This is a genomic window from Herbaspirillum lusitanum (assembly GCF_046025995.1).
GTDB classification, from domain to species: domain Bacteria; phylum Pseudomonadota; class Gammaproteobacteria; order Burkholderiales; family Burkholderiaceae_D; genus Herbaspirillum; species Herbaspirillum lusitanum_A.
In genome coordinates, this window is sequence record NZ_JAQQFM010000006.1 from 115,450 (window position 1) to 139,895 (window position 24,446).

Sequence of the window (24,446 nt, forward strand, 5' to 3'; positions counted from 1 at the left end):
CAGCCCTCCTTAAACTTGCCCCCTATCGCATTGATTAGTAGTAACTACTTATCAATGAATTCCATTGTTCGCGCTGCAAATATAAAAGTCAAGCTGTTTTCACCGTAAATAATAGCCTTTTGTTCAGGCGATGGGCCTCGCCCCTCTTGATTTAGGATAAATCACCGTTATCTGCGCAACATCTGGAAAACGCGTAATATCTAATCTGATTAGACGAACGTGGCACCCATGTGCGTTGCACGGGTATTTCACAGTAAAGAACGCATGGCAACCAAGCACGAAAACGATAACGGTACAGTCCTGGAGCGGCAAGAGCAGAAACTTAAGCCGCCCCCTATGTACCAAGTACTGTTGTTGAACGATGACTATACGCCGATGGAATTCGTCGTCGCAGTCATCCAGGAGTATTTCAACAAAGACCGGGAAACCGCGACGCAGATTATGCTGATGGTGCACCGTGATGGGAAAGGTATGTGCGGTGTGTATCCGAAAGATATCGCATCCACTAAAGTGGAACTCGTTTTAACCCACGCTCGAAAAGCAGGGCACCCCCTGCAATGCGTGATGGAGGAAGCATGATTGCGCAGGAACTTGAAGTCAGTTTGCACATGGCCTTTGTCGAAGCCCGGCAATCGCGCCATGAATTCATTACGGTAGAGCATCTGTTGCTGGCGTTGCTGGACAATCCTTCCGCCGCGGAAGTGTTGCGTGCATGCTCCGTCAATATCGATGATCTGCGCAAGACACTGACGAATTTCATTACCGATAACACTCCGACCGTTCCCGGCACCAATGAGGTCGACACGCAGCCGACGCTGGGTTTCCAGCGCGTCATCCAGCGTGCGATCATGCATGTGCAGTCGGCGTCGAACGGTAAGAAGGAAGTGACCGGCGCCAACGTGCTGGTCGCAATCTTCGGCGAGAAGGATTCGCACGCGGTGTACTACTTGCATCAGCAAGGCGTAACACGCCTGGACGTGGTTAACTTCATTTCGCACGGCGTGCGCAAAGACCAGCAGGTCGATCCCCAGAAGGCCCCTGAAGGCGCTGAGGATGTGCAGGCTGAAGGCCAGCAAAAGGAAAGCCCGCTGGATCAGTTCACGCAGAATCTGAACAAGGCCGCTGCCGAAGGCAAGATCGATCCGCTGATTGGTCGCGATTCCGAAGTCGAGCGCGTGATTCAAACACTGTGCCGTCGTCGCAAGAACAATCCCTTGCTGGTCGGCGAAGCCGGCGTCGGCAAGACTGCGATTGCCGAAGGTCTGGCATGGCGCATTACGCAAAACGACGTACCGGAAATTCTCAAGAACGCTGTCGTCTATTCGCTCGATATGGGGGCACTGCTGGCCGGCACAAAATACCGTGGCGATTTCGAGCAGCGTCTGAAGGCCGTTCTCAAGCAATTGAAGGACAGCCCGCACGGCATTCTGTTTATCGATGAAATCCACACCATCATCGGCGCGGGTTCGGCATCGGGCGGCACGCTGGATGCATCCAATCTGCTGAAGCCGGCGTTGTCGAGCGGCCAGTTGAAGTGCATCGGTGCGACTACGTACACGGAATTCCGTGGCGTGTTCGAAAAAGACCACGCGCTGTCGCGCCGCTTCCAGAAAATTGATGTCAACGAACCGACCGTCGAGCAAACGATTCAGATTCTGCGCGGCCTGAAGTCCAAGTTCGAAGAGCACCATGGCGTGAAGTATTCCGCCTCGGCGCTGACTTCTGCGGCAGAACTGGCGGCACGCTTCATCAATGACCGTCATCTGCCGGACAAGGCCATTGACGTGATCGACGAAGCCGGTGCGGCGCAACGCATCTTGCCGAAGTCCAAGCAGAAGAAGACCATCGGCAAGCCCGAGATCGAAGAGATCATCTCCAAGATCGCACGCATTCCGCCGCAATCGGTCAATCAGGACGATCGCACCAAGCTGCAAACGATAGACCGCGACCTGAAGAATGTCGTGTTCGGTCAGGATCCTGCGATTGAAGCGCTGGCGTCCGCCATCAAGATGGCGCGTGCCGGTCTGGGCAAGACTGACAAGCCGATCGGTTCCTTCCTGTTCTCCGGTCCTACCGGCGTCGGCAAGACCGAAGTGGCGAAGCAGCTGGCCTTTATCATGGGCATTGAGCTGATCCGTTTCGACATGTCGGAATACATGGAGCGTCACGCCGTCAGTCGTCTGATCGGCGCGCCTCCGGGTTATGTCGGTTTTGATCAGGGCGGTCTGCTGACCGAAGCGATCACCAAGAAGCCGCATGCCGTGCTGCTGCTGGATGAAATCGAAAAAGCCCATCCGGACATTTTCAATATCCTGCTGCAAGTGATGGATCACGGCACGCTGACCGACAACAACGGCCGCAAGACTGATTTCCGCAACGTGATCATCGTGATGACGACCAATGCCGGCGCTGAAAGCTTGCAGAAGCGTTCGATCGGTTTCACCGAGAAGAAGGAAGCCGGCGACGAAATGGGGGATATCAAGCGTATGTTCACGCCTGAGTTCCGCAATCGTCTGGATTCCATCATCAGCTTCCGTCCGCTGGATGAAGAAGTCATCCTGCGCGTGGTCGACAAATTCCTGATGCAGCTGGAAGAGCAGTTGCACGAGAAGAAGGTGGAAGCAGTCTTCTCTGATGGCTTGCGCAAGTTCCTGGCCAAGAAGGGATTTGATCCGCTGATGGGCGCGCGTCCTATGTCGCGTCTGATTCAGGACATGATCCGCAAGGCGCTGGCCGACGAACTGCTGTTCGGCAAGCTGGTATCCGGCGGTCGTGTGACGGTCGAGATGGATGACAAGGATCAGGTCAAGCTGGAGTTCCCGGAGGGCGATGATTCCGCTCCACCGGAAGAGCCTCAGGAAAAGCTGGAAGTCGAATAAGTCTTTTGATTTGACGTGAAAAAGCCGGAACATTGTTCCGGCTTTTTTTATGCCTGCACGATCTGGAAAAGAGAGATTGAAGGCCGTTACACCGGCGATCATTTTCCTGGCCGCTGTGACTTTGACCCGAGAGAACAGTCGGCAATTTCAAGCCGCCTGACCCGCCGTCCAGGCCATGATGCCGTACCGATCGCGCAATCAAGAAAGGCCGCAATACATTGCGGCCTTTCTCTTTTCAACGCCAGAAATTCAGCGCCTCAGACTTCAAGGCACCAGCGGCTTGCTCGCGGCCTGTTTGGCCTTCACTATCTGCGTCACCTTGTCGATCATCGCCAGGCGATACGTGGTCGAAGGGTGGATCGCGGTATAGCCGTTCGGCACGCTGGCCGGATATTTATCCGCCAGACGCTTCCAGAACACCGGCGCCTTATCGATGTTGTAGCCGGCGCGCGCCAGCATGTACAGCGACAGCGTGTCGGCGGCGGCATCCAGGTCCTGAGGATATACGCGGATACCGGCAGTGCCTGCCGTGGTGGTCGGGTCAGGATGCGGCTGCAGCAGGTTATCGATCACCTCGGCGATGGTCGACACCATGCGCTGGCGGATCGCGTGGCCCAGCGAGTTGTGGGCCATCTCCTTGGCGATGAGATAGGCCAGCTCGTCATCATTTTGCGTGAAGTTCAGCATGCCGCGAGTGATCAGTACACGACGGCCGTCGGCGTAACTGTTGACGTTGTCGGCATTGCCCAGTTCGATGCTGAAGGCGCACGCCAGCGTCAGTGGCACCGACATGGATTGCTCCTGGCCGTTGCGCGATACGCTCAGCTTGATCGGCGCCCGCTTGATCACCAGCGGGCCCAGCAGTAGAGCCGCCTGGCGTTCGGCATCGGTGCCTTGCGGCATCGGCTTGTCGGCCACCGACAGCAGGATGTCGCCGCGCTGGATGCCGGCCTGTGCCGCACCGCTGCCCGGCAGCACGCCGCTGACTTGCAGGCGGTCGTCATAGCCCAGGTTTCTGGCGCTGTCGGCGTATTCAATCGGGAAGGAGAAACGGTTCTTGGCAGTGAAGCCCAGCAGATTGCGCGCATTGCCCTTGCACAGCGGCGCGTTGCTGGTCAGTAGCGGGGCGGCGACGCGATACAGACGATCTTGCTGATCGATCAGCACCCGCAAGGCCTGCTCCTGCGGCGTCAAGCTGCGCGGCGCGACTGCTTGCGGTTTGGGGGCTGCGACCGTCGGTGCGGTGGCGGTATCCATGGGCTGCGTGGCGCAGGCCGCCAGCAAGGCGAGCGGGGTGAGAATTGCGATATTTCTTATCTTCTGCCAGTTCGGCATGTCATGCAGGGCCATCAAATTTTCTCCATCAGTGTTTGCCGGTGCTGCCGAAACCGCCGGCTCCGCGTTCGCTGCTGTCGAATTCTTCGACAACATTGAAGCCGACCTGCAGCACAGGAACGATGACCAGTTGCGCCAACCGTTCCATCGGGTTTAGGACAAATTCGGTATTACTGCGGTTCCATGTCGAGACCATGAGTTGGCCCTGATAGTCGGAATCGATCAGGCCCACCAGATTGCCCAGCACGATACCGTGCTTGTGACCCATGCCGCTGCGCGGCAGGATCACGGCCGCGTAGCCGGGATCAGCCAGATGGATCGCCAGCCCGGTCGGGATCAGATGCGTGCTGCCCGGCGCGATGGTCAGCGGCGCGTCGATGCAGGCGCGCAGATCGAGACCGGCGCTGCCTGGCGTGGCGTAGGCCGGCAACTGATCTTTCATGCGTGGATCGAGGATTTTGATATCTATGGTTTTCATGGGCAGGGCTGAATTCAGTTGGAGGTGTTGAAGGGTTTGCAGCAAGCGCAATTGTTCGAGGCGCAACGCTCAGGCTTTGCGGCGTCGCCGTTCCGGCGCTGTGCTAATGCTGCAGCATGCGGCGCGCAATCTCGCGCACCAGTTGCCGCGCCAGCGTCTGTTTGTCGGCGCGCGGCAGATCGCTGTGACCCTGTGCGTCAAACAGCATCAGCGCGTTGTCGTCCCTGCCGAAGGTCTGATGGCCGATGTTGCCGACCAGCAGCGGGATATTTTTGCGTACGCGTTTGGCGGCGCCGTATTGCTCAAGATTTTCCGACTCGGCGGCAAAGCCTACGCAATAAGGTCTGACCGGCAACGCGGCGACTTCCGCAAGAATGTCCGGGTTTTGTTCAAACTCCAGCAGCGGGGCTTTGCCATCTTCATCCTTCTTCAGTTTTTGTGTGCTGACATTGGCGACGCGCCAGTCGGCCACCGCCGCCACTGCGACAAAAACATCCTGGCCGGCGACATTCGCCAGTACGGCATCACGCATTTGCTGCGCGGTCTGCACATCGACGCGGCGCACGCCATAAGGCGCGGCCAGCGCCGTCGGGCCGGATACCAGCACCACCGCGGCGCCGGCTTCGCGCGCGGCGCGCGCCAGCGCATAACCCATTTTTCCGGAAGAGAGATTGGTGATGCCGCGCACCGGATCGATAGGCTCAAAGGTCGGGCCGGCCGTCAGCAGTACACGTTTGCCGCTCAGCAGTTTGGGCTGAAAAGCGGCAATGATTTCTTCCAGCAGTTGTTCCGGTTCCAGCATGCGGCCCAGACCGACTTCGCCGCAGGCCTGCTCGCCGGCATCCGGGCCCAGCAGCACAATGCCGTCCTGGCGCAGCTGCGCCACGTTGCGCTGGGTCGCCGGGTTTTGCCACATCTCTACATTCATGGCCGGCGCCACCATCAGCGGCAAACCGGCGGGACGCGCGATGCACAGCGTCGACAGCAGATCGTCGCAGGCGCCATGCGCCAGCTTGAAGATGAAATCGGTGGAGCAGGGCACGATCACGATGGCATCGGCCTCGCGCGTCAGATCAATGTGCGGCATGTTGTTGGCGATGCGCGCATCCCACTGATCGCTGTAGACGGTGTTGCCGGTCAGCGCTTGCATGGTGACCGGGGTGATGAATTGCGTGGCCGCCTGCGTCATCACTACCTGCACCGAGGCGCCGGCTTTGCCCAGGCCGCGCGCCAGTTCGGCCGCCTTGTAGCAGGCCACGCCGCCGGTCAGGCCGAGTACGATTTTCTTGCCAGCGAGGTCCATGTTATAGCTCCCGGAATGAGGCAGTGTGGTGAATGCAGATTGCGCATTGAGGGCAGTGCCGCGCGATGTACCACATGACGGCGGAGCAGCAAGTGCCGGCGCCGCCGTGTCGCGTTTATTTTTTCGAAACCCTGCGCAATTCGTCCAGCACGAACAATACCGCACCTACGCAGATCGCACTATCGGCCACGTTGAAGGCCGGCCAATGCCAGTTGCCGACGAAGACGTCGAGGAAGTCGATCACATGGCCATACGCCACGCGGTCGATCACGTTGCCGATGGCACCGCCCAGGATCAGGGCCAGCGCCCAGCAGAACATGCGCTGTCCGGCGTGCTTGCGCAGCATGTGGATGATGAACACCGCCGCCACGATGCCGATAGCCGTAAACAGGTAACGCTGCCAGCCGGTTTCGCTGGCGAGGAAGCTGAATGCCGCGCCCTTGTTATAGACCAGCACCAGATTGAAGAAGCCGGTCACCGGACGCGATTCGCCGTATTGGAACAGACGCAGGATGGTGATCTTGGACAACTGATCGAACAGCAGCACGATGGTGGCGATGCCTATCCATGGCAGCAAGCCGCCGCTGCTGCTACCGGTAGAAGAAAACGAAGGACGTTTTTTAGTGGCCATGAGATTTGTTGTTGAAGGCTGGGGCGCCGCCGGCTGAATTCGACTTCATTTTCACTGCGGCACGTCGGAGACGTTCGGCGGTTCGAAGAAGAGTGCAAGCGCCTGGCGCGGAAGATATTGCTGAAACTGATATTGGGGCTGAAATGCAATCCGGCTGCCTGAACTGCAATCAGGTAGCCGGATCTGGTGCATCAGGCGAAGCGTCGTGTCTCGCCCTGACCGAACAGATTGCTGTAGCAGCGACCGCACAGTCCCGGATGCTCGGCATGAGATCCGACATCGGCGCGATAGTGCCAGCAGCGCTCACATTTTTGTTGCGTCGACGGCGTCACGATCACCGCTTCATCAGCTGCGTCCGCCACCGGAGTGACAGTGGCGGACGAAGTGATCAGCACGAACTTCAGATCATCGTCCAGGCTTTGCAGCAGCGCGGCCTTGTCGCCCGCCACCTTCAGTTCCACTTCCGCCTGCAGCGACGAACCGATGTTGCCGGCGATACGCACTTCTTCCAGTTGCTTGGTCACGGTCGCACGGACTTCATGCAGCACGTTGAACTTGGCGACCAGCGCTTCGGCCTGTTCCACTTCCGGCAACTGATAATAGGTCTGCGAGAAGATGGTCTGGCTGCTGGCTTCGAACTCTTCTTTGCCGGCGAAGAAGCTCCAGGCTTCTTCCGCCGTGAACGACAGCGTCGGCGCCATCAGACGCAGCAGCGCCTGAGTGATGTGCCAGATCGCAGTCTGTGCCGAGCGGCGCGCATGCGACTCTGCGCCGCTGGTGTACAGACGGTCCTTCAGGATGTCGAGATAGAAGCCGCCCAGATCTTCCGAACAATACATCTGCAGCTTGGAGACTACCGGATGGAATTCATAGGTCTCGTAATGCGCCAGAATTTCCTTCTGCAGATTGGCCATGTTGGCGATGGCGTAGCGATCGATTTCCAGCATCTCGGCCACCGGCACGGCATGCTTGGCCGGGTCGAAGTCGGAGGTGTTGGACAACAGGAAACGCAGCGTATTACGGATGCGGCGATAGGCTTCGGTGACGCGCTTCAGGATTTCATCGGAGATCGAGATCTCGCCCGAGTAATCGCTCGATGCCACCCACAGACGCAGGATTTCCGCGCCCAGCGAGTCGGCCACCTTTTGCGGCTCGACGCCGTTCTTGAGCGACTTCGACATCTTGCGGCCTTCGCCGTCCACCACGAAACCGTGCGTCAGCAGCGCCTTGTACGGCGCGCAGCCGTTGAGCATGGACGAAGTCAGCAGCGAAGAGTGGAACCAGCCGCGATGCTGATCCGAGCCTTCCAGATACAGATCGGCCGGGAACTGCAACTCCTGCTTGTGCGAACCGCGCAGCACGGTCTGATGGGTCGAGCCGGAGTCGAACCAGACGTCCAGCGTGTCTTTGTTCTTCAGATACTGATCGGCTTCGTCGCCCAGCAATTCTTTCGGATCCAGCGTCTGCCATGCCTCGATGCCGCCTTGCTCGATGCGCTGGGCAATCTGCTCCAGCAGCTCGGGCGTGCGCGGATGCAGCAGGCCGCTTTCCTTGTGCACGAAGAAGGCCATCGGCACGCCCCACTGGCGTTGGCGCGACAGCGTCCAGTCGGGACGGTTGGCGATCATGCCGTGCAGGCGCGCCTTGCCCCAGGCCGGGAAGAAGGCGGTGTCTTCGATGCCTTGCAGCGCAGTTGCGCGCAGGCTCTTGCCGCCATCCTTGGGCGTGTTGTCCATGCTGGCAAACCATTGCGAGGTCGCACGATAGATGATCGGCGTCTTGTGGCGCCAGCAGTGCATGTAGCTGTGATCGAACATCACCAGCTTGAACAGCGTGCCGACTTCTTCCAGTTTGGCGCAGATCGGCTTCGACGCTTCCCAGATCGTCATGCCGGCAAACAGCGGCAGCGACGACGCATAGCGGCCGTCGCCCATGACCGGGCTGATGATGTCGTCGTCCTTCATGCCGTGCGCCTTGCACGACACAAAGTCTTCGATACCGTAAGCCGGCGCCGAGTGCACGATGCCGGTGCCGCTGTCGGCCGTCACGTAGTCGCCCAGATAGATCGGCGACAGGCGGTCGTAGCCTTTATCGGCGGTGGCCAGCGGATGATGGAAGGCGATCAGCGACAGCGCCTCGCCCTTGGCGGTGGCGATCACTTTGCCTTCCAGGCCGAAGCGCTGCAGGCAGGATTCGACCAGATCATTGGCCAGAATCAGCAGTGTTGCTTCGCCGTTGCGCTCGGTCTGCACCAGCGCATAGTCGAATTCCGGATGCACGTTCAGCGCCTGGTTGGACGGGATGGTCCATGGCGTGGTGGTCCAGATCACGACGTAACCTTTATCCGTTGGCAGCTTGGCCAGGCCGAAGGCCTTGGCGATCTTGTCGTGTTCTGCAAACGGGAAGCCGACGTCGATGGCCGGGTCGCGCTTGTCCTGATATTCCACTTCCGCTTCGGCCAGCGCCGAACCGCAGTCGAAACACCAGTTGACCGGCTTCAGGCCGCGATACACATAACCCTTCTCCAGAATCGTGCCGAGCGCGCGCAGCTCATCGGCTTCGTTGGAGAAGTTCATGGTCTTGTATGGATTGTCCCATTCGCCCAGCACGCCGAGGCGGATGAAGTCTTTCTTTTGCAGCTCGATCTGCTCGTTGGCGTAAGCGCGCGCCTTGGCTTGCACTTCGGCCACCGGCAGGTTCTTGCCGTATTTCTTTTCGATCTGGATTTCGATCGGCATGCCGTGGCAATCCCAGCCCGGCACGTATTGCGCGTCGAAGCCGGCCATGTTGCGGGCCTTGACGATCATGTCTTTCAGGATCTTGTTGACGGCGTGACCCAGGTGGATTTCACCGTTGGCATACGGCGGACCGTCGTGCAGGATGAATTTGGGCCGGCCGGCCGAGGCCTTGCGGATACGCTGATACAGTTTCTTGCTCTGCCATTCCTTGACCCATTGCGGCTCGCGCTTGGCCAGATCGCCGCGCATCGGAAACGCGGTCTCGGTCATGTTGACCGGATACTTGCTGACCGGCTTGCCTTCGGATTTGCCGGGCTTGTTCGGCTTTTGGGATTCGTTGTTCGACATGAGGATTTTCTTTACAGGGATTTCTTCCAGCCCGTCGCGATCTTTGCGCGGGTGCTGATGTTCTTGATGTTGCCGGTCGCCTGCAGCAGGCTGCGAGCTGCAATTGCGCGGTGGTAGGGTAACTGGCTGCCGGCGCCATGCCGACAGCCAGCATCAAATTCGGTCGGTGGCCGAGATGGCTGAGCTGGTCTGCTCTTTGAAAAAGTTGCGCGCCTGTTCGGCATCGCGCTCGATGGCCGCAGTCAGCGTCGGCAGGTCGATGTATTTCTCTTCGTCGCGCAGTTTCTTCAGAAACTCCACGCGCAGCAGCTTGCCGTAGCAGTCGCCGCTGTAATCGAATAGATGCGTTTCCAGCAGCACGCGGCCGCTGTCGTCCACGGTCGGGCGCACGCCCAGGCTGGCGACGGCCGGCAAGGGCTGGTCGCCCAGTCCATGCACCTGCACGACGAAAATGCCGGACAAGGCAGGGCGCTTGTGACCGACGCGCATGTTCAGCGTCGGAAAACCGATGGTACGTCCCAGCTTCTTGCCGTGAATCACGTGGCCGCTGATGCCGTAGGAATGCCCCAGCAGTTGTCGCGCCAGGACGAAATCGCCATCGGCCAGCGCAGCGCGCACGGCGGAAGACGAAATGCGCACGCCGGCGTTGGTGACGGTCGGCATGGTGTGCACTTCAAAGCCGTGCTGCTTGCCGGCTTCTATTAGCGTCTCGATATTGCCGGCGCGGCGTGCGCCGAAGCAAAAGTCGTCGCCCACCATCAGCCAGCGCACATGCAGGCCCTGCACCAGAATCTTCTCGATGAAGTCTTGCGGCGACAGCGCCGCGAAGTGGCTGCCGAAATGCTCCACGATCACGCGGTCGATGCCGGCATCGGTCAGCGATTGCAGCTTGTCGCGCAGATTGGCGATGCGCGCCGGCGCCTTTTCGGGCGTGCCGGCCAGTTGCGCAAAGAATTCACGGGGATGCGGTTCGAACGTCATCACGGCCGCGTCCAGCTCCAGCCGGGCGGCGGCATCGCGCACCTGTGCCAGCAAGGCCTGATGGCCAAGGTGTACACCGTCGAAATTGCCTATCGTCAGCGCACAGGGCGCGCGCGATTCGGCGTTGGGAAGTCCGCGAAATACCTTCATGGAAGAAGCTGAAAGTGGCTTTGTTGCAAAAGCCGACCATTATAAAGGTTTTCGGGCAGTTTCCCCGCATCGCAGCGATGCGGGCTTACGGGAGGCAGAATTGAGAGAAAGTTGCTTTTTTGAAATGGTGGGGCAAGGCGGCCGGCGCAGCAAAAGCCGCGTCAGACCATTTCGCCGGTCTTTTGCTGTCGCGCTTCGGCCAGCATCCAGATCGTGATCTTGCGCACTTCCAGCTTGCTCTGGGTAATGTGCGCGCGCAGCAGGATTTGCGCTTCGGTGGCCTTGCGCTTGGCGATGAGCGCCAGAATCTTGCCATGCTCTTCATAGGTGGCCGTCACGCGGTTCTTCTTGAGAAAGTCGAGCCGGCGCACGATGCGGATCTTTTCCGTCACTTCGGTGTGGATGCGGGTCATCTCTTCATTGCCGGCGGCTGCCACCAGATTGGTGTGAAAGCTTTCGTCCAGCTCGGCCACCTTCACGGCGTCGCTCTCGCGTGCATCTTCCTCTACCAGCCACACCGCGTTGAGATTCTGCAAGGCCGGGGGGATATCCGGGTTCTGGCAGATGCGTTCCAGCGCCGCCATCTCCAGCACGATGCGCAGGTCGTAGAGATTGTCGAGGCGGTCGAAGTCGATCGGCCGCACCTTCCAGCCGCGGCGGAAGCCGACGTCCAGATAGCCTTCGCGCTGCATCCGGAACAGGGCGTCGCGCAGCGGCGTGCGCGAGACGCCGTAGGACTGCGCCATTTCGGTTTCGGTGAAATTGTCGCCGGGCAACAGCCTGAAATTGAAGATGTCGTCCTTGAGCCGGTTGTAAACCTGTTCAGCGAGGGGGTTTGCAGCAGTTACGGTCATGGGGAAACGTCATCAGCAAAAAGAAAAAGTGGGGCGTAGATAAGGCGCCGGGCGGTGTGACTCGCGTCTCGGTATCCGCTCATGGCATCAGGCTCACATGCGCGGCGACGATGCGCCAGCCGGCGTCCATGCGCACCCAGGTCTGCATCTGACGGCCGATCTTGTCCGAGTCCTCGGCCGTGAATTCGGTGCTGACAGTAGCATAGTCGCTGCCGAAGCTCGTGACTACCGTGCGCTGCAGGCGGCGCGAAGGATGCACCGGCTTGCAGCTCTGGCGATATTCGCGGATCGCGGCGCCGCCCAGCAGAATCTCGGCCACGCCGTAGCGCACCGTCTGCGGGTCGTACCAGAACCAGCGATCCAGGCGCACGATGTCGTTGACGCGCAGCGCGTGTTCATAGTCGGCGAAGACCTGTTCGACCTCGGCCACGATATGCGGCAGATTGATTTGCATCATGAGTGTTCTCCGGAGGTTTCTTTGAGGGCCGCCTGCAATGCGGCCAGCGGTGCTTTCCAGCCGACGATGCCGCCCTGCGCGGTCAGCATCGCCAGCGTGGCCTGATGGAATACCGGGAAATAGCTGGCGCAGGCATCTTCCACGATCAGACATTCATAGCCGCGGTCGTTGGCTTCGCGCATCGAGGTCTGCACGCAGACTTCGGTGGTGACGCCGGCAAACAGTAGATGCGTGATGCCGCGCGCCTGCAATTGCGCGTGCAGATCGGTGGCGTAAAACGCGCCCTTGCCGGGCTTGTCGATCACCAGCTCGCCGTCTTGCGGCGTCAGCAGCGGCAGGATCTGATTACCCGCTTCGCCGCGCACCAGAATGCGCCCCATGGGGCCGATGGCGCCGATGGCCAGCGAGGGATTGCCGCGCCGCAGTTTCGATGGCGGGCAGTCGGACAGATCGGGCAGATGCGATTCGCGCGTGTGCACCACCAGCATGCCGCCGGCGCGCGCGGTGGCCAGCAGTGCGGCCACGGTCGGCACGATCTCGGCCAGCGGCCGCACGTCGTTGCCGAGTGCGCTGCCGAAGCCGCCCGCTTCAATGAAGTCGCGCTGCATGTCGATCACCACCAGCGCGGTGTGTTGCAGCTCGAATCGGTAGGGCGTAGGGAAAGCATCTATCGTGCTCATGCGGTCTCCAGTTGAGTATGGTCGTGCGCCGGCGCTGCATCCTGATGGCCGGCCATCCAGCGACCCAGCTCCGTGCGGTCGGCGACTCCGGCCTCGCAGGCATGCACGATGGCGCCGTCGGTCATCACCAGAATCCGGTCCGCCAATTCCAGCAGCTCGTCCAGATCCTCGCTCACCAGCAGCACCGCTGCGCCCCGCGCGCGCGCCTGCAGCAGCCGGGCGTGAATGTCGGCTACGGAGGCGAAATCGAGGCCGAACACCGGGTTGGCGACGATCAGCACATGCGCGGCCTCTGCGGATGACATGCCGTCATCCGCATCGCCCAATTCACGGGCCAGCACCGCGCGCTGCACATTGCCGCCCGAGAGTGTGCCGATGGCGCGTTCCGGCAGGGGCGGGCGCACATTGAAGGCCGTGATCAGCGATTGCGCCTGCCGCCGCATGGCGGGCCGGTTCAGGCACCAGCCGAGCCAGCCGCTGCGGCGAAACGGCGGCACGTCGAAATTGCGCAGCGCCATGTTTTCCGCCACATTCATGCCGGCGATACAGGCGTTGCGCAGCGGCTCTTCCGGCAGTGCGAAAACCTTGTGCCGGCGCATCTCGTCGCGGCTGGCCTGATAGGCGGCGCCGGCGATGCCGACCTGTCCCGACAAGCGGCGGCGCTGGCCGAGCAGGGCCTCCACCAATTCTTTCTGACCGTTACCGGAGATGCCGGCCAGGCCGACGATCTCGCCGCGCCTGACCTGCAGCGACAGATCCCGGACGGCCGGCACGCCGCGATCGTTCAGCACCTGCAGCGCGTCGATCTGCAAGCCGACTGGCGCATCGGCGGGCACCGGCGGTCGTGCTTGCGCTTCCTTTTCCACGCGCGCCTGACCCATCATCCAGTGCGCCAGTTCGGCCGGACTGGTATCGGCCACCGCGCTGCTGCCGACCAGCCGGCCCTTGCGCAGCACGGTCACATCGTCGGCGTAGGCCGTCACTTCGTGAAACTTGTGGGTAATCATCAGTACCGTCAATTCCCGGCGTCGGGTGAGATCGCGCATCAGCCCCAGCACTTCATCGGCCTCTTGCGGCGTCAGCACCGAGGTCGGCTCATCCAGAATCAGCAGCCGGCGGCGCAGATAGAGTTGCTTGAGAATTTCCAGTTTCTGTTTTTCACCGGCCGACAGGCCGCTGATGTGGCGATCCAGATCGATGCGGAAAGGCATGGTCTGCATGAAGTCGCGCAACGCCTCGCGCTCTTGCTGCCAGCGTATGCGCCAGCGCATGTTGCCGCGCGCCAGCAGCAGGTTTTCCGCCACCGTCAGGCTGGGCGCCAGCGTGAAGTGCTGATACACCATGCCTATTCCCAGCGTATTCGGCACACGCGGGCCGCGAATCTCCACCTCGCGGCGGTCGGCCTGGATCATGCCCTGATCGAGCGGACTATAGCCGACCAGACCTTTGACCAGCGTGCTCTTGCCGGCGCCGTTCTCGCCCAATAGCGCATGAATGGTGCCGGCCCTGATCTTGAGCGACACCTCGTCCAGCGCGCGGAATTCGCCGAAGGACTTGCCGGCGCCGGTGATCTCCAGCTCGAGCGCATGCATGATTATTTTCCTATCGCTTGCAGCAGCGATGATGAGTCCGACACCGCGCCGAACACGCCGCCCTGCATCTTGATCATGGATAGCGCCGCCAGATGATTGGCCGGATCGGTGGCGCCGCAGCAGTCGCTCAGCATCACGCATTCGAAGCCGCGATCATTGGCCTCGCGCATCGTGGTGTGCACGCAGACGTCGGTGGTGATGCCGGTCAGGACGATGTTGCGGATGCCGCGCGTGTGCAGCACCAGCTCCAGATCGGTGGCGCAGAACGAGCCCTTGCCGGGTTTGTCGATGATGATTTCGCCGGCCAGCGGCGCCAGTTCGGGAATGATTTCCCAGCCCGGTTCGCCGCGCACCAGAATCTTGCCGCAGGGGCCGTCGTCGCCGATGCCGACGCCATTGGTCCCTATCTGGCGTGAGCGCCAGCGCTTGTTGGCAGGCAGGTCCGACAGGTCGGGGCGATGGCCTTCGCGCGTGTGGATGATGGTGTAGCCGCCGGCACGCATGGCGCTCAGCACGCTCTTGATCGGCGCGATCGGCGCGCGCGTCAGCGACAGGTCGTAGCCCATCTTGTCGACGTAGCCGCCGATGCCGCAGAAATCGGTCTGCATGTCGATCACGATCAACGCCGTGTTGGACGGCTTGAGCGCGCCGTCGTACGGCCACACATAGGGTTCGGCCTGGATGAACAATTCGGACATGTCGGTTCTCCGCTAAAAAAAAGTTGATCGAGCTTATCGAGATTATCGGGTCAGGCTGAGTTCGCCCGGCGCGCTCGACAGACTACGGTCGGGGCGGCAGGTGATGACCATGATCAGCAAGGTCAGCGCATACGGCGCGGCGTTGAACAGGTAGTAGCCGGAGGTGATGCCGACCGCCTGCAAGGCCGGGCCGAGCGCGCCGGCGGCGCCGAACAGCATGGCCGCAAACAGACAGCGCAGCGGCTGCCAGCGGGCAAAGATCACCAGCGCCACCGCCATCAGGCCCTGGCCGCTGGACAAGCCTTCGTTCCAGCTGCCGGGGTAGTACAGCGACAGATAGGCACCGCCGACCGCCGCCAGAAAACCGCCGCAGGCGGTCGCCACGATGCGCGTGAAGTTGATGCGATAGCCCAGCGCACGAGCGGTTTCGGCGTGGTCGCCGACCAGCCGCAGCGCCAGCCCCCAGCGGGTGCCGGCCAGACCCCATTGGAGCAGCGCCGCCAGCACCACGCCGATCAGGAACAGGGCATTGATTTCCAGCGCGTGATGCAGATGCGGATTGCTGCTCCAGCTGCCCAGATCGATGGCCGGCAACATAGTCGCCTGCGGTTGAATGAAGGGCTTGCCGAGGAAGAAGGCGAGGCCGGTGCCCAGCAGCATCAGCGCGATGCCGAAGGCGATGTCGTTGACGCGCGGCAGCGAGCACACCAGTCCGTGCAGCGTGCCCAGCAGCATGCCGGAGCCGCCCGCCGCCAGCACGCCCAGCCAGGCCGAGCCGGAAAAGAAGGACACCGCGTAGCCGGTCATGGCGCCGCACACCAGTATGCCTTCCAGTCCCAGATTCACGCGGCCGCCTTTTTCGGTCAGACATTCGCCCAGGCTGACGAACAGAAACGGCGTGCCGACCCGGATGGCGCCGGCGAACAGTGCCAGCAGCAGTGTGCTGAAATCGATGTCAGACATGGCTGCTCTCCTTGATGGCGGCAGAGGTGCCGGCAGGTGCCGCAAATCGGGTGTGCAGCTGTTGCTGCCAGCGCGTCTTCAGCGCCGCCAGGCGGCCGGTGATGGCTTCCCATGCCAGCAGATTGCAGAACAGCAGACCCTGCAATACCAGCGTGGTGGCGTCGGGCAGATCGAGACGGCGTTGCAGCAGACTGCCGCTGGCTTCGACGCCGCCGATCACGATGGCGCAGACGATGATGGCGAGCGGATTCTGGCGCGCCGCAAAGGCCACCAGAATGCCGCTGAAGCCGTAGCCGGCCAGCAGCGCGCTGTTGGCGCTGCCATGCACGGCGGCGACTTCGAACATGCCGGCCAGTCCCGCTGCCGCGCCGCCCATAGCGCAGGCGGTCAGCACCAGGCGGTTGACCGGCAGGCCGACCAGCCGCGCGGTGCGCACATTGCCGCCGGCCACCGCCATGGCGAAGCCGGACACGCTATGACGCAGGAATACCCAGGCCGCGACGCAGGCCAGCACGCCCCATGCCAGCCCCCAGTGCACATCCAGACCGGGCAGAGGATTGATCAGATAGGCCTCGGCCAGGGGCGGCGTCGAAGGCTTGTTGAGGCTGGCCGGATCGCGCAGCGGGCCTTCCACCAGATGCTTGAACAAGGCCACCGCCAGATACGACAGCAGCAGGCTGGAGATGGTCTCGTTGACGCCGCGCCATTGACGCAAGGCGCCGCACAGCGCGATCCACAAGCCGCCCGCCAGCATGGCGGCGCCGGCCATCAGCGGCAACATCAGCCATGGCGAAAGTACCGGCAGATAAGCCGGCAGCACGGCGGCAAACAGGCCGCCCATGGCCAGCGCACCTTCGCCGCCGATCACGATCAGGCCGACACGCGCCGGCAGCGCCACGCACAGCGCCGTCAGCAATAGCGGCGCCGCGCGTTGCAAGGTGTTCTGCCAGGCAAACATCGAGCCGAATGCACCCTGATAGATCAGCAGACAGGCATCGGCGGCGGGCTTGCCCTGTAGCGCCAGAAACAGCACGAACAGCGCCAGCGTGCCGGCCAGCGCGCACAGCGTCGGCAGCATGGGAAGGGCGGCCATGCCGAGCCTGGCCTTGGCCTTGAGCATGAGCGGGGGCGCGCTGTGAACTGGAGTCATGGCAATGTCCGAAATGAGGAAGAGATCAGCAAGTCTGGTACCTGAAAATCCTGACGCCTGGAAAATCCCGCCGCCCTGAAACTGCCGGCGGCAGGAGATTCAAGGCATGCTTCACACCTGCCCGACCACGCCGGCCACCAGATAATTCATCTTCTCCAGCGCGACGTCGGTCTGCGCCTGCGTGGTGCCGGCCGGGATCACGACCGCGCCCTTGTTGTCCTTGATCGGGCCCTTGAAGATCTGGAAGCTGCCGGCCAGCATCTGCGCCTTGATGTCGTCGGCCTTCTTCTTTGCCGCCGCGCTGACGCCGGCGCCGTAAGGCGACATCTTGACGAAATTGTCTTTCAGGCCGCCGCGCAGGAAATTGATCATCGGTTTGCCGTCCAGTGTGGCCTTGACGATCTCGGTGTAGGGCGTGGCCCAGTTCCATTCAGCGCCGGTGAGGTAGCCCTTGGGCGCCAGCGCAGCCTGGCTGGCGTGGTAGCCGGTGGTCATGATGCCGCGCTTCTCGGCGGTTTCGACGATCACCTTGGGGCCGTCGACGTGGCAGGTGATCACATCGCAGCCCTGATCGATCAGGCTGTTGGCGGCTTCCGCTTCCTTCACCGGTAGCGACCAGTCGCCGGTGAAAATCACGCGCGTGGTGATGCCAGGGTCGACCGATTGCGCGCCCAGCGTGAAGGCGTTGATATTGCGCAGCACCTGTGGAATCGGTTTGGCGGCGATGAAGGCCAGCTTCTTGGATTTGCTCATGTAGCCGGCCACCACGCCGCTCAGATATTCGCACTCCTCGATGTAGCCGAAGAAGCTGCCGACGTTCATCGGATGCTTGCCCTGCGTCCACAGGCCGCCGCAATGGGCGATGCGCACCTTGGGATATTTCTCCGCGACTTTCAGCACATGCGGATCGAAATAGCCGAACGAGGTCGGGAAGATCAGCGATGCACCGTCCTGCTGGATCATGGCTTCCATGGTCTTTTGCACCGCCACGGTTTCCGGCACTTTCTCTTCTTCAATGACCTTGATGCCGGGCATCTTCTTGATGATGGCGGCAGCCTGCGCATGCGACTGGTTGTAGCCGAAGTCATCGCGCGCGCCGACGTAGATGAAGCCCACCGTCAGCGGTCCGGCGGCCAGCAGATCAAGCGGGAAGGCAGCGCCGAGTGCGGCGGCGCCGGTCAGTTTGAGAAAGTCGCGACGTTGAGTCATCTTTGGCTCCTGGAAGGGGAAACGTTAATGGTGTTGTTGGCAAAGAACTGAAGGTGAACGGAGGTCCGCCCTGCAAAATTACCTGGGCGGCCGGGCAGTGGCTTCACGCCGCACTTCGCGTTGGAAAATCTCCAGGCTGGTTTTCTTGGCGGCGATGAAGCTGGGCTGCGACAGCGTTTCCACTGTGCGCGGACGGGGATCGTCGTAGCGCAGGATGTCGGCCACCTTGGTCGGGCGTTTGGTCAGCAGCAGGATTTCATCGGCCAGATAGACCGCTTCTTCCAGATCGTGCGACACCAGCACCATGGTGGTCCCGGTCTGCATGAAGACTTCCTGCAGCTTTTCGCGGATGAACAGGGTCATCTCGAAATCCAGCGCCGAGAACGGCTCGTCGAGAAACAGCACCTCCGGCCCCGGCGCCAGTGCGCGCATGATGGAGGCGGTCTGCTGCTGCCCGCCCGACATTTCGTAGGGATACCGGTTGAGGTCGAACTTGACGTCGAAGGAGGCCACCAGCTCCTCCACGCGGCGCTTGATTTCAACTTTCGATTTGCCTTCCAGCTTGAGCGGGTAGGCGATGTTGTCGATGGTGCGCAGCCACGGAAACATGGCTTCGCGGTAGTTCTGGAACACGTAGCCGATCTTGGTATCGGCCAGCGATTTGCCGTCGAACAGGATCTGGCCGGAGTCGATCGGAATCAGGCCGGCGATCATGTTGATCAGCGTCGACTTGCCGCAACCGTTGGGGCCGAACACCGACACGATCTTGCCCTTGGGGATGTCGAGATCGAAGTTCTCATACAGCGGCCAGCCGGCGAAATACTTGGTCAGGCCGCGAATGGTGATGTGGGTGCCGGGCGGGCCGGGCACGAAAGGAATGACCGGCTCTTCATGTTTGAGTTTCGGGGAAATGACCACGCTCATCTTCCGCTCCAGTGGACGATACGTTTTTCAATCACGATGAACACCACGTTCAGCGCATAGCCGAGTGCGCCGGCCGCCAGAATCGCGGCATACATTTCGCGTACGTTCAGGACTTGCTGGGCGTCGATGATCTTGTGGCCCAGACCGTTTTCGGAACCGATGAACATCTCGGCCACGATCACGATCACCAGCGCCATCGACACCGCGCTGCGCAGGCCGACGAAGGTCGGCTGCAGGCTTTCCCACAACAGCACATCCTTGAAGATCTGCCAGCGCGAGGCGCCCATCACCTTGGCCGCCATCACGCGCTGCTTGCGCGCATTGAGCACGCCGTAGGCGCTGTTGAACAGCACGATCAGCAGCGCGCCGAAGGCGGCGATCGCGACCTTGTTGATATCCGATACGCCAAAGATCAGCAGGAACAGCGGGATCAGCGCGGACGACGGCGTGGAGCGGAAAAAGTCGATCAGGAACTCGACGCTGCGATAGGCGCGCTCATTGCTGCCCAGCAGAACCCCGAGCGGCACGCCGATCACGGCGGCGATCAGGAATGCTTCCAGCGTGCGCCACACGGTGACCAGAAAATCCGTGAGCAGCGGGCCGCCGGCCAGGCCATTGACCAGCGTGATCAGCGTGGCGGTCGGTGTCGGCAGCAGGATCGCCTTGATCCAGCCGGCGCGCACCACCAGATCCCAGATGATGAACAGCACCACCGGGCCGAGCACCGGCAGAAATTTGCCGAACAGTTGCGACAGGCGGCGCTTGCGCGGCGCCGCCGGCCTGATGGAAGGGGCGCTTGCCGGCAGTTTTTTGGCCGTGCCGTCGGCCACGATGGAATCGGACATGATCAACCCTTGTAGAGCAAGTTATCGACCACCACGCGCGACGCAAAAATGCCTTTGTCCACGAACAGGTCATAGAATTTCTGGAAGTAGGCGATATCGCTGGCCTTGAACTCGTTGTAAAGCATGTAAGACGCCAGCGGCACTTCATTGGTCAGCGAACCTTCGATGGCGGTATAGCCCTTCAGATAAGGACGCGCCTTGTCCGGCGTCTTGCGGATCAGCTCGATGCCGCGCGTGTAGGCGGCGATGTATTTCCTGGCTTCGGCCGGATGCTTGTTGATGAAATCGCTGGTCAGCGCCGCTGCGCCGCCATGCCAGGGCGCCATCGGATTGCCGAGGATGTACTTGGCGATGACGCCGGCTTCCAGCACGCGGGTGGTGTTGTTCATGCGGCCGACGGTGCCGGTCGGCTCCAGCGTGTAGACCGCATCGACCTGACCTGCCGCCAGCGCCGCCACGTGCTGGCCGATCGGCAATTCTGTGACCGTGGCGCCGGTGGCGCCGGCGCGTTCCAGCACCGTTTTTGCCAGCGTCACGTTCTGAATGCCGGGACCGGAGGCGACCTTCTTGCCCTTGAGTTCGGCAATCGACTTGATTGTGCTGTCCTTGGGCACCAGGAACTCGTCGAGCACGTATTGCGCGTTGCTGGGATTGGTCGCGAAAATCTTGAACAGGCCGGGCTGGGCAATTTCGCCGATCGCCAGATTGCCGGCCCCGGTGCCATTGGCCGAACCATCCGCACGGCCCGAGAGCATGGCTTCCATCACCTGCTGGGCGCCGGCGAATTTGATCGGCTGCACGTCGAGCCCGGCTTCCTTGAAATAGCCGGCCTCCACCGCAGCGTAGAACGGCAGACCGGCGGCCACCGGCCAGTAGCCGATGCGGATAGGTACGCTCTGGGCGCGCACGATGGCCGGCGCCGCCAGAGCGCTCAATGTCAGCGCACCGGCGGCGCCGAGCAGCGTGCGACGCTTGCTCTGTACGCCTTTGGCTGAGCTATCGCTGGAGGTGTCCATGGAAGTGCTGGCTGCTTGTTCAGGTACAGTTTTCATGCTGGCTCCGTCAGGTAGGTGCGGGTAATTGAATCGTTGCGTCGTTGAGTGCTTGTTGCGCGTGCTGAATATTTGCCGGGCAATCCGGCAGGCTAAATCTTGGTCTCCAGATAGGCGCACCAGCCGCCGTAGCCGGTGATGTCGCGCGCCGTTTCGAGTGCCGCCGGTTCGCAGATGAAGCCCTTGACGCTGCTGCCGTCGATCAGCTCCAGCGTGCCTATGCCGAGCGGCGCCGGAATGCCGGCGACGAAGCCGCCGAAATTGCGCAGCGGCATTTCCCAGACTTCGAGCACGATGGCCGCGCCTTCACCATTGGCTGCGACGCGCGCCAGACCCGGCTTGGGCGGCGTGGTATTGGCCAGGGCATACAGGCGATAGTCCTTGCTGGTGGTGGTGCGGGCATGCAGGCGGGCGCCGGCTTCGAGCAATTGCCAGTTGAGCGGCTGACCGCTGAGATGGGCACCGACCACCGCCACCTTGATCGTGGCTTCGTTGAACGGCAGCGGTGCAGCGGCGATGGAATCGGCCTGCGGTGCGCCGCCCAGCGCTTCCTGGAAACGGGCGCCGGCTTCCGCCAGCAGATGATCGGCACCGGCCGGGCCGATCAGCGTCAGTCCGGCCGGCAGGCCGTCCTTGCGCCACACGGCGGGAATCGCCAGTGCCGCCATGTCCATCAGATTGACGAAGTTGGTGTAGTAGCCCAGCTGAGAGTTGCGCACGATGGGGTCGGCTTCGACCTCGGCGATGGTCGGCATGGTGGGCGTGGTCGGCACCAGCATCAGGTCGCTGCCGCTCAGCAGGGTTTCCACCTCGCGTCGCAGTTCGGCCATGCGGTACTGGCCGTTGAAGGCGTCGACCGCATCGTAGTTGGCGGCCTGGGCGGTGATTTCCATGACTACCGGATGCACGGCGGCGCCATGCGTCTCGAAAAAATCGCCCATGGCGGCGCGGCGTTCGGCCACCCAGGGACCTTGATAAAGCAGTTGCGCTGCGTCGGCAAACGGCTGGTAGGGAATCTTGCTGAGCGTGACGCCGGGCAGGGCGGCGATGACTTCCAGCGCTTTTTCGTAAGCCTCGCGCGCCGCCTCGTCGCCGAAGAATTCCGGCGCCTGCGGCACGGCGATGCGATAGCCGCGACGCTTCACGCCCAGCATGGCGGGGCTGCGTGAATAGGCGTCGTCGGCATCGAAGGCGGCAGCGGTTTGCAGCACGCGCCAGGCATCGGCGACGTCATGCGCGAAGATGGAGATGCAGTCCAGCGTCTTGCAGGCCGGGAACACGCCTTTGCCGCTCAGCAGCCCGCGTGTCGGTTTCAGACCGACCAGATGATTGAAGCCGGCCGGCACGCGGCCGGAGCCGGCGGTGTCGGTGCCCAGCGAAAACGCCACCTGGCCGAGCGCCACCGCCACCGCCGAGCCTGAGCTGGAGCCGCCGGACACATATTCCGGCCGCAAGGCATTGCGCACCGCGCCGTAGGGCGAACGCACGCCGACCAGGCCGGTGGCGAACTGATCCAGATTGGTCTTGCCGATCAGGATGGCGCCGGCTTGCTGCAGGCGCGCCACGACGGTCGCGCTGGCGGCAGGGATGAAGCTCAGTTCCGGGCAGGCGGCGGTAGTTGCCATGTCGGCGGCGTCGATGTTGTCCTTGACCGCGAAGGGGATGCCGAACAGCGGCAGCGTCTCGAACACGCTTTCGCCCTTGATCTGGCGATTCAGGTCGAGCGCGGCGGCCTGCTGTTTCACGGTCTTGGCGGCGACGCGGCTGATCCACACTTCGCTGCGGTCGGATTGCTCGATCTGTTCCAGCAATTCGGCGACCATTTTGCTGACCGAGAGACGCCCGCTGCGATACGAGGCCAGCAGGTCGGCGATGGTTTTGGCCGGCTGCAAAGCCGGGACGGAAGCTGATTGAAGTGAATTCATGATTTATATTCATTCTTGAATACAAGATGGAATTCATAAAAGCATGGAGTGTGCCAGGGTCTCTCGAAGAAGTTTGGATCGGCTTGAAGGCCAGGCCAGATCAGGATGTTTTACTACGGCAAGACTAATTTAGTGATGCTGTGCGCTGGTCCGATGGCACGGATTTGAGGCGCAAATATCGTTCGTGGTGCGAGATCGGGGCGCATCCGGATCAATTTTGGTGCCGGTCGCAGGTCAGGAGTCGGGCGGGGGAGGTCAGGCCGCATGCAGGCAATTCATGGGGCGAGCTCAGGCGAGGGGTCTGGGCTTATACAGAAGCGCGATTATAGAAGCGCGCTAAGAGCCCCTGAGGCGCGTTGGCGCAGGGAAAAAGAATCCAGCCCGGAGGCATGCACCGCCGGGCGAGCAACTGGCGAATTACATTTCGCCCCAGATCGCATTGATCGCCGCCAGCGCGCTGAGGCCGGCAGTTTCGGTGCGCAGCACGCGCGGGCCCATGGCCAGCATCAGGGCGCCATGCTCGCAGGCCAGTTGTTCTTCTTCATTGCTGAAGCCGCCTTCCGGGCCGACCAGCAGTGTGACGGCCTGCGGCGGATGATGGCGCGCCCAGTCCGACAGCGATTGCTCGCCGCGCGGTGACAGCAAAATGCGTTTGTGCATGTCGTTTTGCGTGATCCAGCGTTTGAAGTCGATCAGATCCGCCAGATGCGTCAGGCGGTTGCGGCCGCTTTGTTCGGCCGCGGCCTGGATGATGCCTTTCCAGTGCGCCTGTTTTTTCTCGGCACGCTCGGGATTGAGGCGCACCACGCAGCGTTGCGCCGCCAGCGGCTGGATCGCGGTGGCGCCCAGTTCAACCGCCTTTTCGATGATCCAGTCGATCTTCGAGCCTTCCGGCAGCGCTTGCGCCAACGTCAGGCCGTAGGGCAGTTCCACTTCTGTCGGCGCAAAGGTCTTGATTTCGGCCTGGGCCGTTTTCTTGCCGATGGCGACCACGCTGGCAATGAATTCACCGCCCTGGCCGTTGAACAAGGTAATCACGGCGCCCGGTTGCAGGCGCAGCACCTGAATATGGTGGGCAATGTGCTCGGGCAGCTCCAGCGTCATGCCGATGGTCAGGTCTTGCGGACAAAAAAAACGTGGCATGCGGGCGTTCCGAAGAAGTGTTGGACAAGAAAAAGCGGTGGGCGCGCATGCTTCCTGACGGAAACTCTGCGATGCGTCTCTGGGCGGCGCCGCCTGTGGCCTGCACTAGTA

21 protein-coding genes are annotated in these 24,446 nt (G+C 61.7%); 2 read left to right on the top strand and 19 right to left on the bottom strand.

Annotation, left to right across the window (positions count from 1 at the left end; translation table 11 throughout):
• Nucleotides 1-264: 264 nt before the first annotated feature.
• On the top strand, nucleotides 265-579 hold the full coding sequence (gene clpS / locus PQR62_RS14375) for an ATP-dependent Clp protease adapter ClpS (protein WP_408158650.1): 315 nt from the start codon (nucleotides 265-267) through the stop codon (nucleotides 577-579).
• Nucleotides 576-2,879: an ATP-dependent Clp protease ATP-binding subunit ClpA gene (clpA, locus tag PQR62_RS14380; protein WP_408158651.1), complete on the top strand. Its 2,304-nt coding sequence runs from the start codon at nucleotides 576-578 to the stop codon at nucleotides 2,877-2,879. Before clpS ends, clpA begins: the two co-directional genes overlap by 4 nt.
• Nucleotides 2,880-3,143: 264 nt before the next feature.
• On the opposite strand, the gene PQR62_RS14385 is transcribed toward clpA, so the two are convergent.
• The 19 genes from PQR62_RS14385 to PQR62_RS14475 all read right to left on the bottom strand — a co-directional run bounded on the left by PQR62_RS14385 (nucleotide 3,144) and on the right by PQR62_RS14475 (nucleotide 24,335).
• A complete protein-coding gene (locus tag PQR62_RS14385) occupies nucleotides 3,144-4,229 on the bottom strand; it encodes a M48 family metalloprotease (protein WP_408158652.1) in 1,086 nt (361 codons plus the stop codon).
• Nucleotides 4,230-4,242: 13 nt separating this feature from the next.
• Nucleotides 4,243-4,692, bottom strand: a complete 450-nt coding sequence (gene dut, locus PQR62_RS14390) for a dUTP diphosphatase (RefSeq protein ID WP_408158653.1) — start codon at nucleotides 4,690-4,692, stop codon at nucleotides 4,243-4,245.
• A gap of 103 nt (nucleotides 4,693-4,795) precedes the next feature.
• Complete coding sequence (coaBC, locus tag PQR62_RS14395; protein ID WP_408158654.1) at nucleotides 4,796-5,995, bottom strand: bifunctional phosphopantothenoylcysteine decarboxylase/phosphopantothenate--cysteine ligase CoaBC; 1,200 nt, start codon at nucleotides 5,993-5,995, stop codon at nucleotides 4,796-4,798.
• 115 nt (nucleotides 5,996-6,110) lie between these two features.
• On the bottom strand, nucleotides 6,111-6,626 hold the full coding sequence (gene lspA / locus PQR62_RS14400; protein ID WP_408158655.1) for a signal peptidase II: 516 nt from the start codon (nucleotides 6,624-6,626) through the stop codon (nucleotides 6,111-6,113).
• A gap of 191 nt (nucleotides 6,627-6,817) precedes the next feature.
• Nucleotides 6,818-9,712: an isoleucine--tRNA ligase gene (ileS, locus tag PQR62_RS14405; protein ID WP_408158656.1), complete on the bottom strand. Its 2,895-nt coding sequence runs from the start codon at nucleotides 9,710-9,712 to the stop codon at nucleotides 6,818-6,820.
• 153 nt (nucleotides 9,713-9,865) lie between these two features.
• Entirely contained in the window at nucleotides 9,866-10,843 is a 978-nt protein-coding gene (locus PQR62_RS14410) for a bifunctional riboflavin kinase/FAD synthetase (RefSeq protein ID WP_408158657.1), read from the bottom strand.
• Nucleotides 10,844-11,004: 161 nt separating this feature from the next.
• Nucleotides 11,005-11,697 carry a GntR family transcriptional regulator gene (locus tag PQR62_RS14415; RefSeq protein WP_408158658.1) on the bottom strand — a complete coding sequence of 231 codons (693 nt, stop codon included), beginning with the start codon at nucleotides 11,695-11,697 and terminating at the stop codon, nucleotides 11,005-11,007.
• A gap of 79 nt (nucleotides 11,698-11,776) precedes the next feature.
• Entirely contained in the window at nucleotides 11,777-12,154 is a 378-nt protein-coding gene (gene hpxZ, locus PQR62_RS14420; protein ID WP_408158659.1) for an oxalurate catabolism protein HpxZ, read from the bottom strand.
• The gene (locus PQR62_RS14425; protein ID WP_408158660.1) at nucleotides 12,151-12,834 is read right to left on the bottom strand and encodes a cysteine hydrolase family protein; all 684 of its coding nucleotides are present in this window, start codon (nucleotides 12,832-12,834) and stop codon (nucleotides 12,151-12,153) included. Before PQR62_RS14425 ends, hpxZ begins: the two co-directional genes overlap by 4 nt.
• Complete coding sequence (locus tag PQR62_RS14430) at nucleotides 12,831-14,426, bottom strand: ABC transporter ATP-binding protein (RefSeq protein ID WP_408158661.1); 1,596 nt, start codon at nucleotides 14,424-14,426, stop codon at nucleotides 12,831-12,833. The genes PQR62_RS14425 and PQR62_RS14430 overlap by 4 nt, the downstream gene beginning before the upstream one ends.
• A gap of 2 nt (nucleotides 14,427-14,428) precedes the next feature.
• Entirely contained in the window at nucleotides 14,429-15,124 is a 696-nt protein-coding gene (gene biuH / locus PQR62_RS14435) for a biuret amidohydrolase (RefSeq protein WP_408158662.1), read from the bottom strand.
• Between the two features lie 42 nt (nucleotides 15,125-15,166).
• Nucleotides 15,167-16,087 (bottom strand): ABC transporter permease, encoded by a 921-nt coding sequence (locus PQR62_RS14440; protein WP_408158663.1) that lies wholly within the window; start codon nucleotides 16,085-16,087, stop codon nucleotides 15,167-15,169.
• A complete protein-coding gene (locus tag PQR62_RS14445) occupies nucleotides 16,080-17,207 on the bottom strand; it encodes an ABC transporter permease (RefSeq protein WP_408158966.1) in 1,128 nt (375 codons plus the stop codon). Before PQR62_RS14445 ends, PQR62_RS14440 begins: the two co-directional genes overlap by 8 nt.
• A gap of 141 nt (nucleotides 17,208-17,348) precedes the next feature.
• Nucleotides 17,349-18,446, bottom strand: a complete 1,098-nt coding sequence (locus tag PQR62_RS14450; RefSeq protein ID WP_408158664.1) for a BMP family ABC transporter substrate-binding protein — start codon at nucleotides 18,444-18,446, stop codon at nucleotides 17,349-17,351.
• Between the two features lie 78 nt (nucleotides 18,447-18,524).
• Complete coding sequence (locus PQR62_RS14455) at nucleotides 18,525-19,370, bottom strand: ABC transporter ATP-binding protein (RefSeq protein ID WP_408158665.1); 846 nt, start codon at nucleotides 19,368-19,370, stop codon at nucleotides 18,525-18,527.
• On the bottom strand, nucleotides 19,367-20,215 hold the full coding sequence (locus PQR62_RS14460) for an ABC transporter permease (RefSeq protein ID WP_408158666.1): 849 nt from the start codon (nucleotides 20,213-20,215) through the stop codon (nucleotides 19,367-19,369). Before PQR62_RS14460 ends, PQR62_RS14455 begins: the two co-directional genes overlap by 4 nt.
• 2 nt (nucleotides 20,216-20,217) lie before the next feature.
• The gene (locus tag PQR62_RS14465) at nucleotides 20,218-21,231 is read right to left on the bottom strand and encodes an ABC transporter substrate-binding protein (RefSeq protein ID WP_408158967.1); all 1,014 of its coding nucleotides are present in this window, start codon (nucleotides 21,229-21,231) and stop codon (nucleotides 20,218-20,220) included.
• A gap of 128 nt (nucleotides 21,232-21,359) precedes the next feature.
• Nucleotides 21,360-23,192: an allophanate hydrolase gene (atzF, locus tag PQR62_RS14470; RefSeq protein ID WP_408158667.1), complete on the bottom strand. Its 1,833-nt coding sequence runs from the start codon at nucleotides 23,190-23,192 to the stop codon at nucleotides 21,360-21,362.
• Nucleotides 23,193-23,609: 417 nt separating this feature from the next.
• Nucleotides 23,610-24,335 carry a 16S rRNA (uracil(1498)-N(3))-methyltransferase gene (locus tag PQR62_RS14475; protein ID WP_408158668.1) on the bottom strand — a complete coding sequence of 242 codons (726 nt, stop codon included), beginning with the start codon at nucleotides 24,333-24,335 and terminating at the stop codon, nucleotides 23,610-23,612.
• Nucleotides 24,336-24,446: the final 111 nt, after the last annotated feature.

Excerpts from the sequence above, each read along its gene's own strand:
- clpS (WP_408158650.1), top strand. The coding sequence starts at position 265 with ATGGCAACCAAGCACGAAAACGATAACGGTACAGTCCTGGAGCGGCAA.
- clpA (WP_408158651.1), top strand. The coding sequence starts at position 576 with ATGATTGCGCAGGAACTTGAAGTCAGTTTGCACATGGCCTTTGTCGAA.
- PQR62_RS14385 (WP_408158652.1), bottom strand. The coding sequence starts at position 4,229 with ATGGCCCTGCATGACATGCCGAACTGGCAGAAGATAAGAAATATCGCA.
- dut (WP_408158653.1), bottom strand. The coding sequence starts at position 4,692 with ATGAAAACCATAGATATCAAAATCCTCGATCCACGCATGAAAGATCAG.
- coaBC (WP_408158654.1), bottom strand. The coding sequence starts at position 5,995 with ATGGACCTCGCTGGCAAGAAAATCGTACTCGGCCTGACCGGCGGCGTG.
- lspA (WP_408158655.1), bottom strand. The coding sequence starts at position 6,626 with ATGGCCACTAAAAAACGTCCTTCGTTTTCTTCTACCGGTAGCAGCAGC.
- ileS (WP_408158656.1), bottom strand. The coding sequence starts at position 9,712 with ATGTCGAACAACGAATCCCAAAAGCCGAACAAGCCCGGCAAATCCGAA.
- PQR62_RS14410 (WP_408158657.1), bottom strand. The coding sequence starts at position 10,843 with ATGAAGGTATTTCGCGGACTTCCCAACGCCGAATCGCGCGCGCCCTGT.
- PQR62_RS14415 (WP_408158658.1), bottom strand. The coding sequence starts at position 11,697 with ATGACCGTAACTGCTGCAAACCCCCTCGCTGAACAGGTTTACAACCGG.
- hpxZ (WP_408158659.1), bottom strand. The coding sequence starts at position 12,154 with ATGATGCAAATCAATCTGCCGCATATCGTGGCCGAGGTCGAACAGGTC.
- PQR62_RS14425 (WP_408158660.1), bottom strand. The coding sequence starts at position 12,834 with ATGAGCACGATAGATGCTTTCCCTACGCCCTACCGATTCGAGCTGCAA.
- PQR62_RS14430 (WP_408158661.1), bottom strand. The coding sequence starts at position 14,426 with ATGCATGCGCTCGAGCTGGAGATCACCGGCGCCGGCAAGTCCTTCGGC.
- biuH (WP_408158662.1), bottom strand. The coding sequence starts at position 15,124 with ATGTCCGAATTGTTCATCCAGGCCGAACCCTATGTGTGGCCGTACGAC.
- PQR62_RS14440 (WP_408158663.1), bottom strand. The coding sequence starts at position 16,087 with ATGTCTGACATCGATTTCAGCACACTGCTGCTGGCACTGTTCGCCGGC.
- PQR62_RS14445 (WP_408158966.1), bottom strand. The coding sequence starts at position 17,207 with ATGCTCAAGGCCAAGGCCAGGCTCGGCATGGCCGCCCTTCCCATGCTG.
- PQR62_RS14450 (WP_408158664.1), bottom strand. The coding sequence starts at position 18,446 with ATGACTCAACGTCGCGACTTTCTCAAACTGACCGGCGCCGCCGCACTC.
- PQR62_RS14455 (WP_408158665.1), bottom strand. The coding sequence starts at position 19,370 with ATGAGCGTGGTCATTTCCCCGAAACTCAAACATGAAGAGCCGGTCATT.
- PQR62_RS14460 (WP_408158666.1), bottom strand. The coding sequence starts at position 20,215 with ATGTCCGATTCCATCGTGGCCGACGGCACGGCCAAAAAACTGCCGGCA.
- PQR62_RS14465 (WP_408158967.1), bottom strand. The coding sequence starts at position 21,231 with ATGGACACCTCCAGCGATAGCTCAGCCAAAGGCGTACAGAGCAAGCGT.
- atzF (WP_408158667.1), bottom strand. The coding sequence starts at position 23,192 with ATGAATTCACTTCAATCAGCTTCCGTCCCGGCTTTGCAGCCGGCCAAA.
- PQR62_RS14475 (WP_408158668.1), bottom strand. The coding sequence starts at position 24,335 with ATGCCACGTTTTTTTTGTCCGCAAGACCTGACCATCGGCATGACGCTG.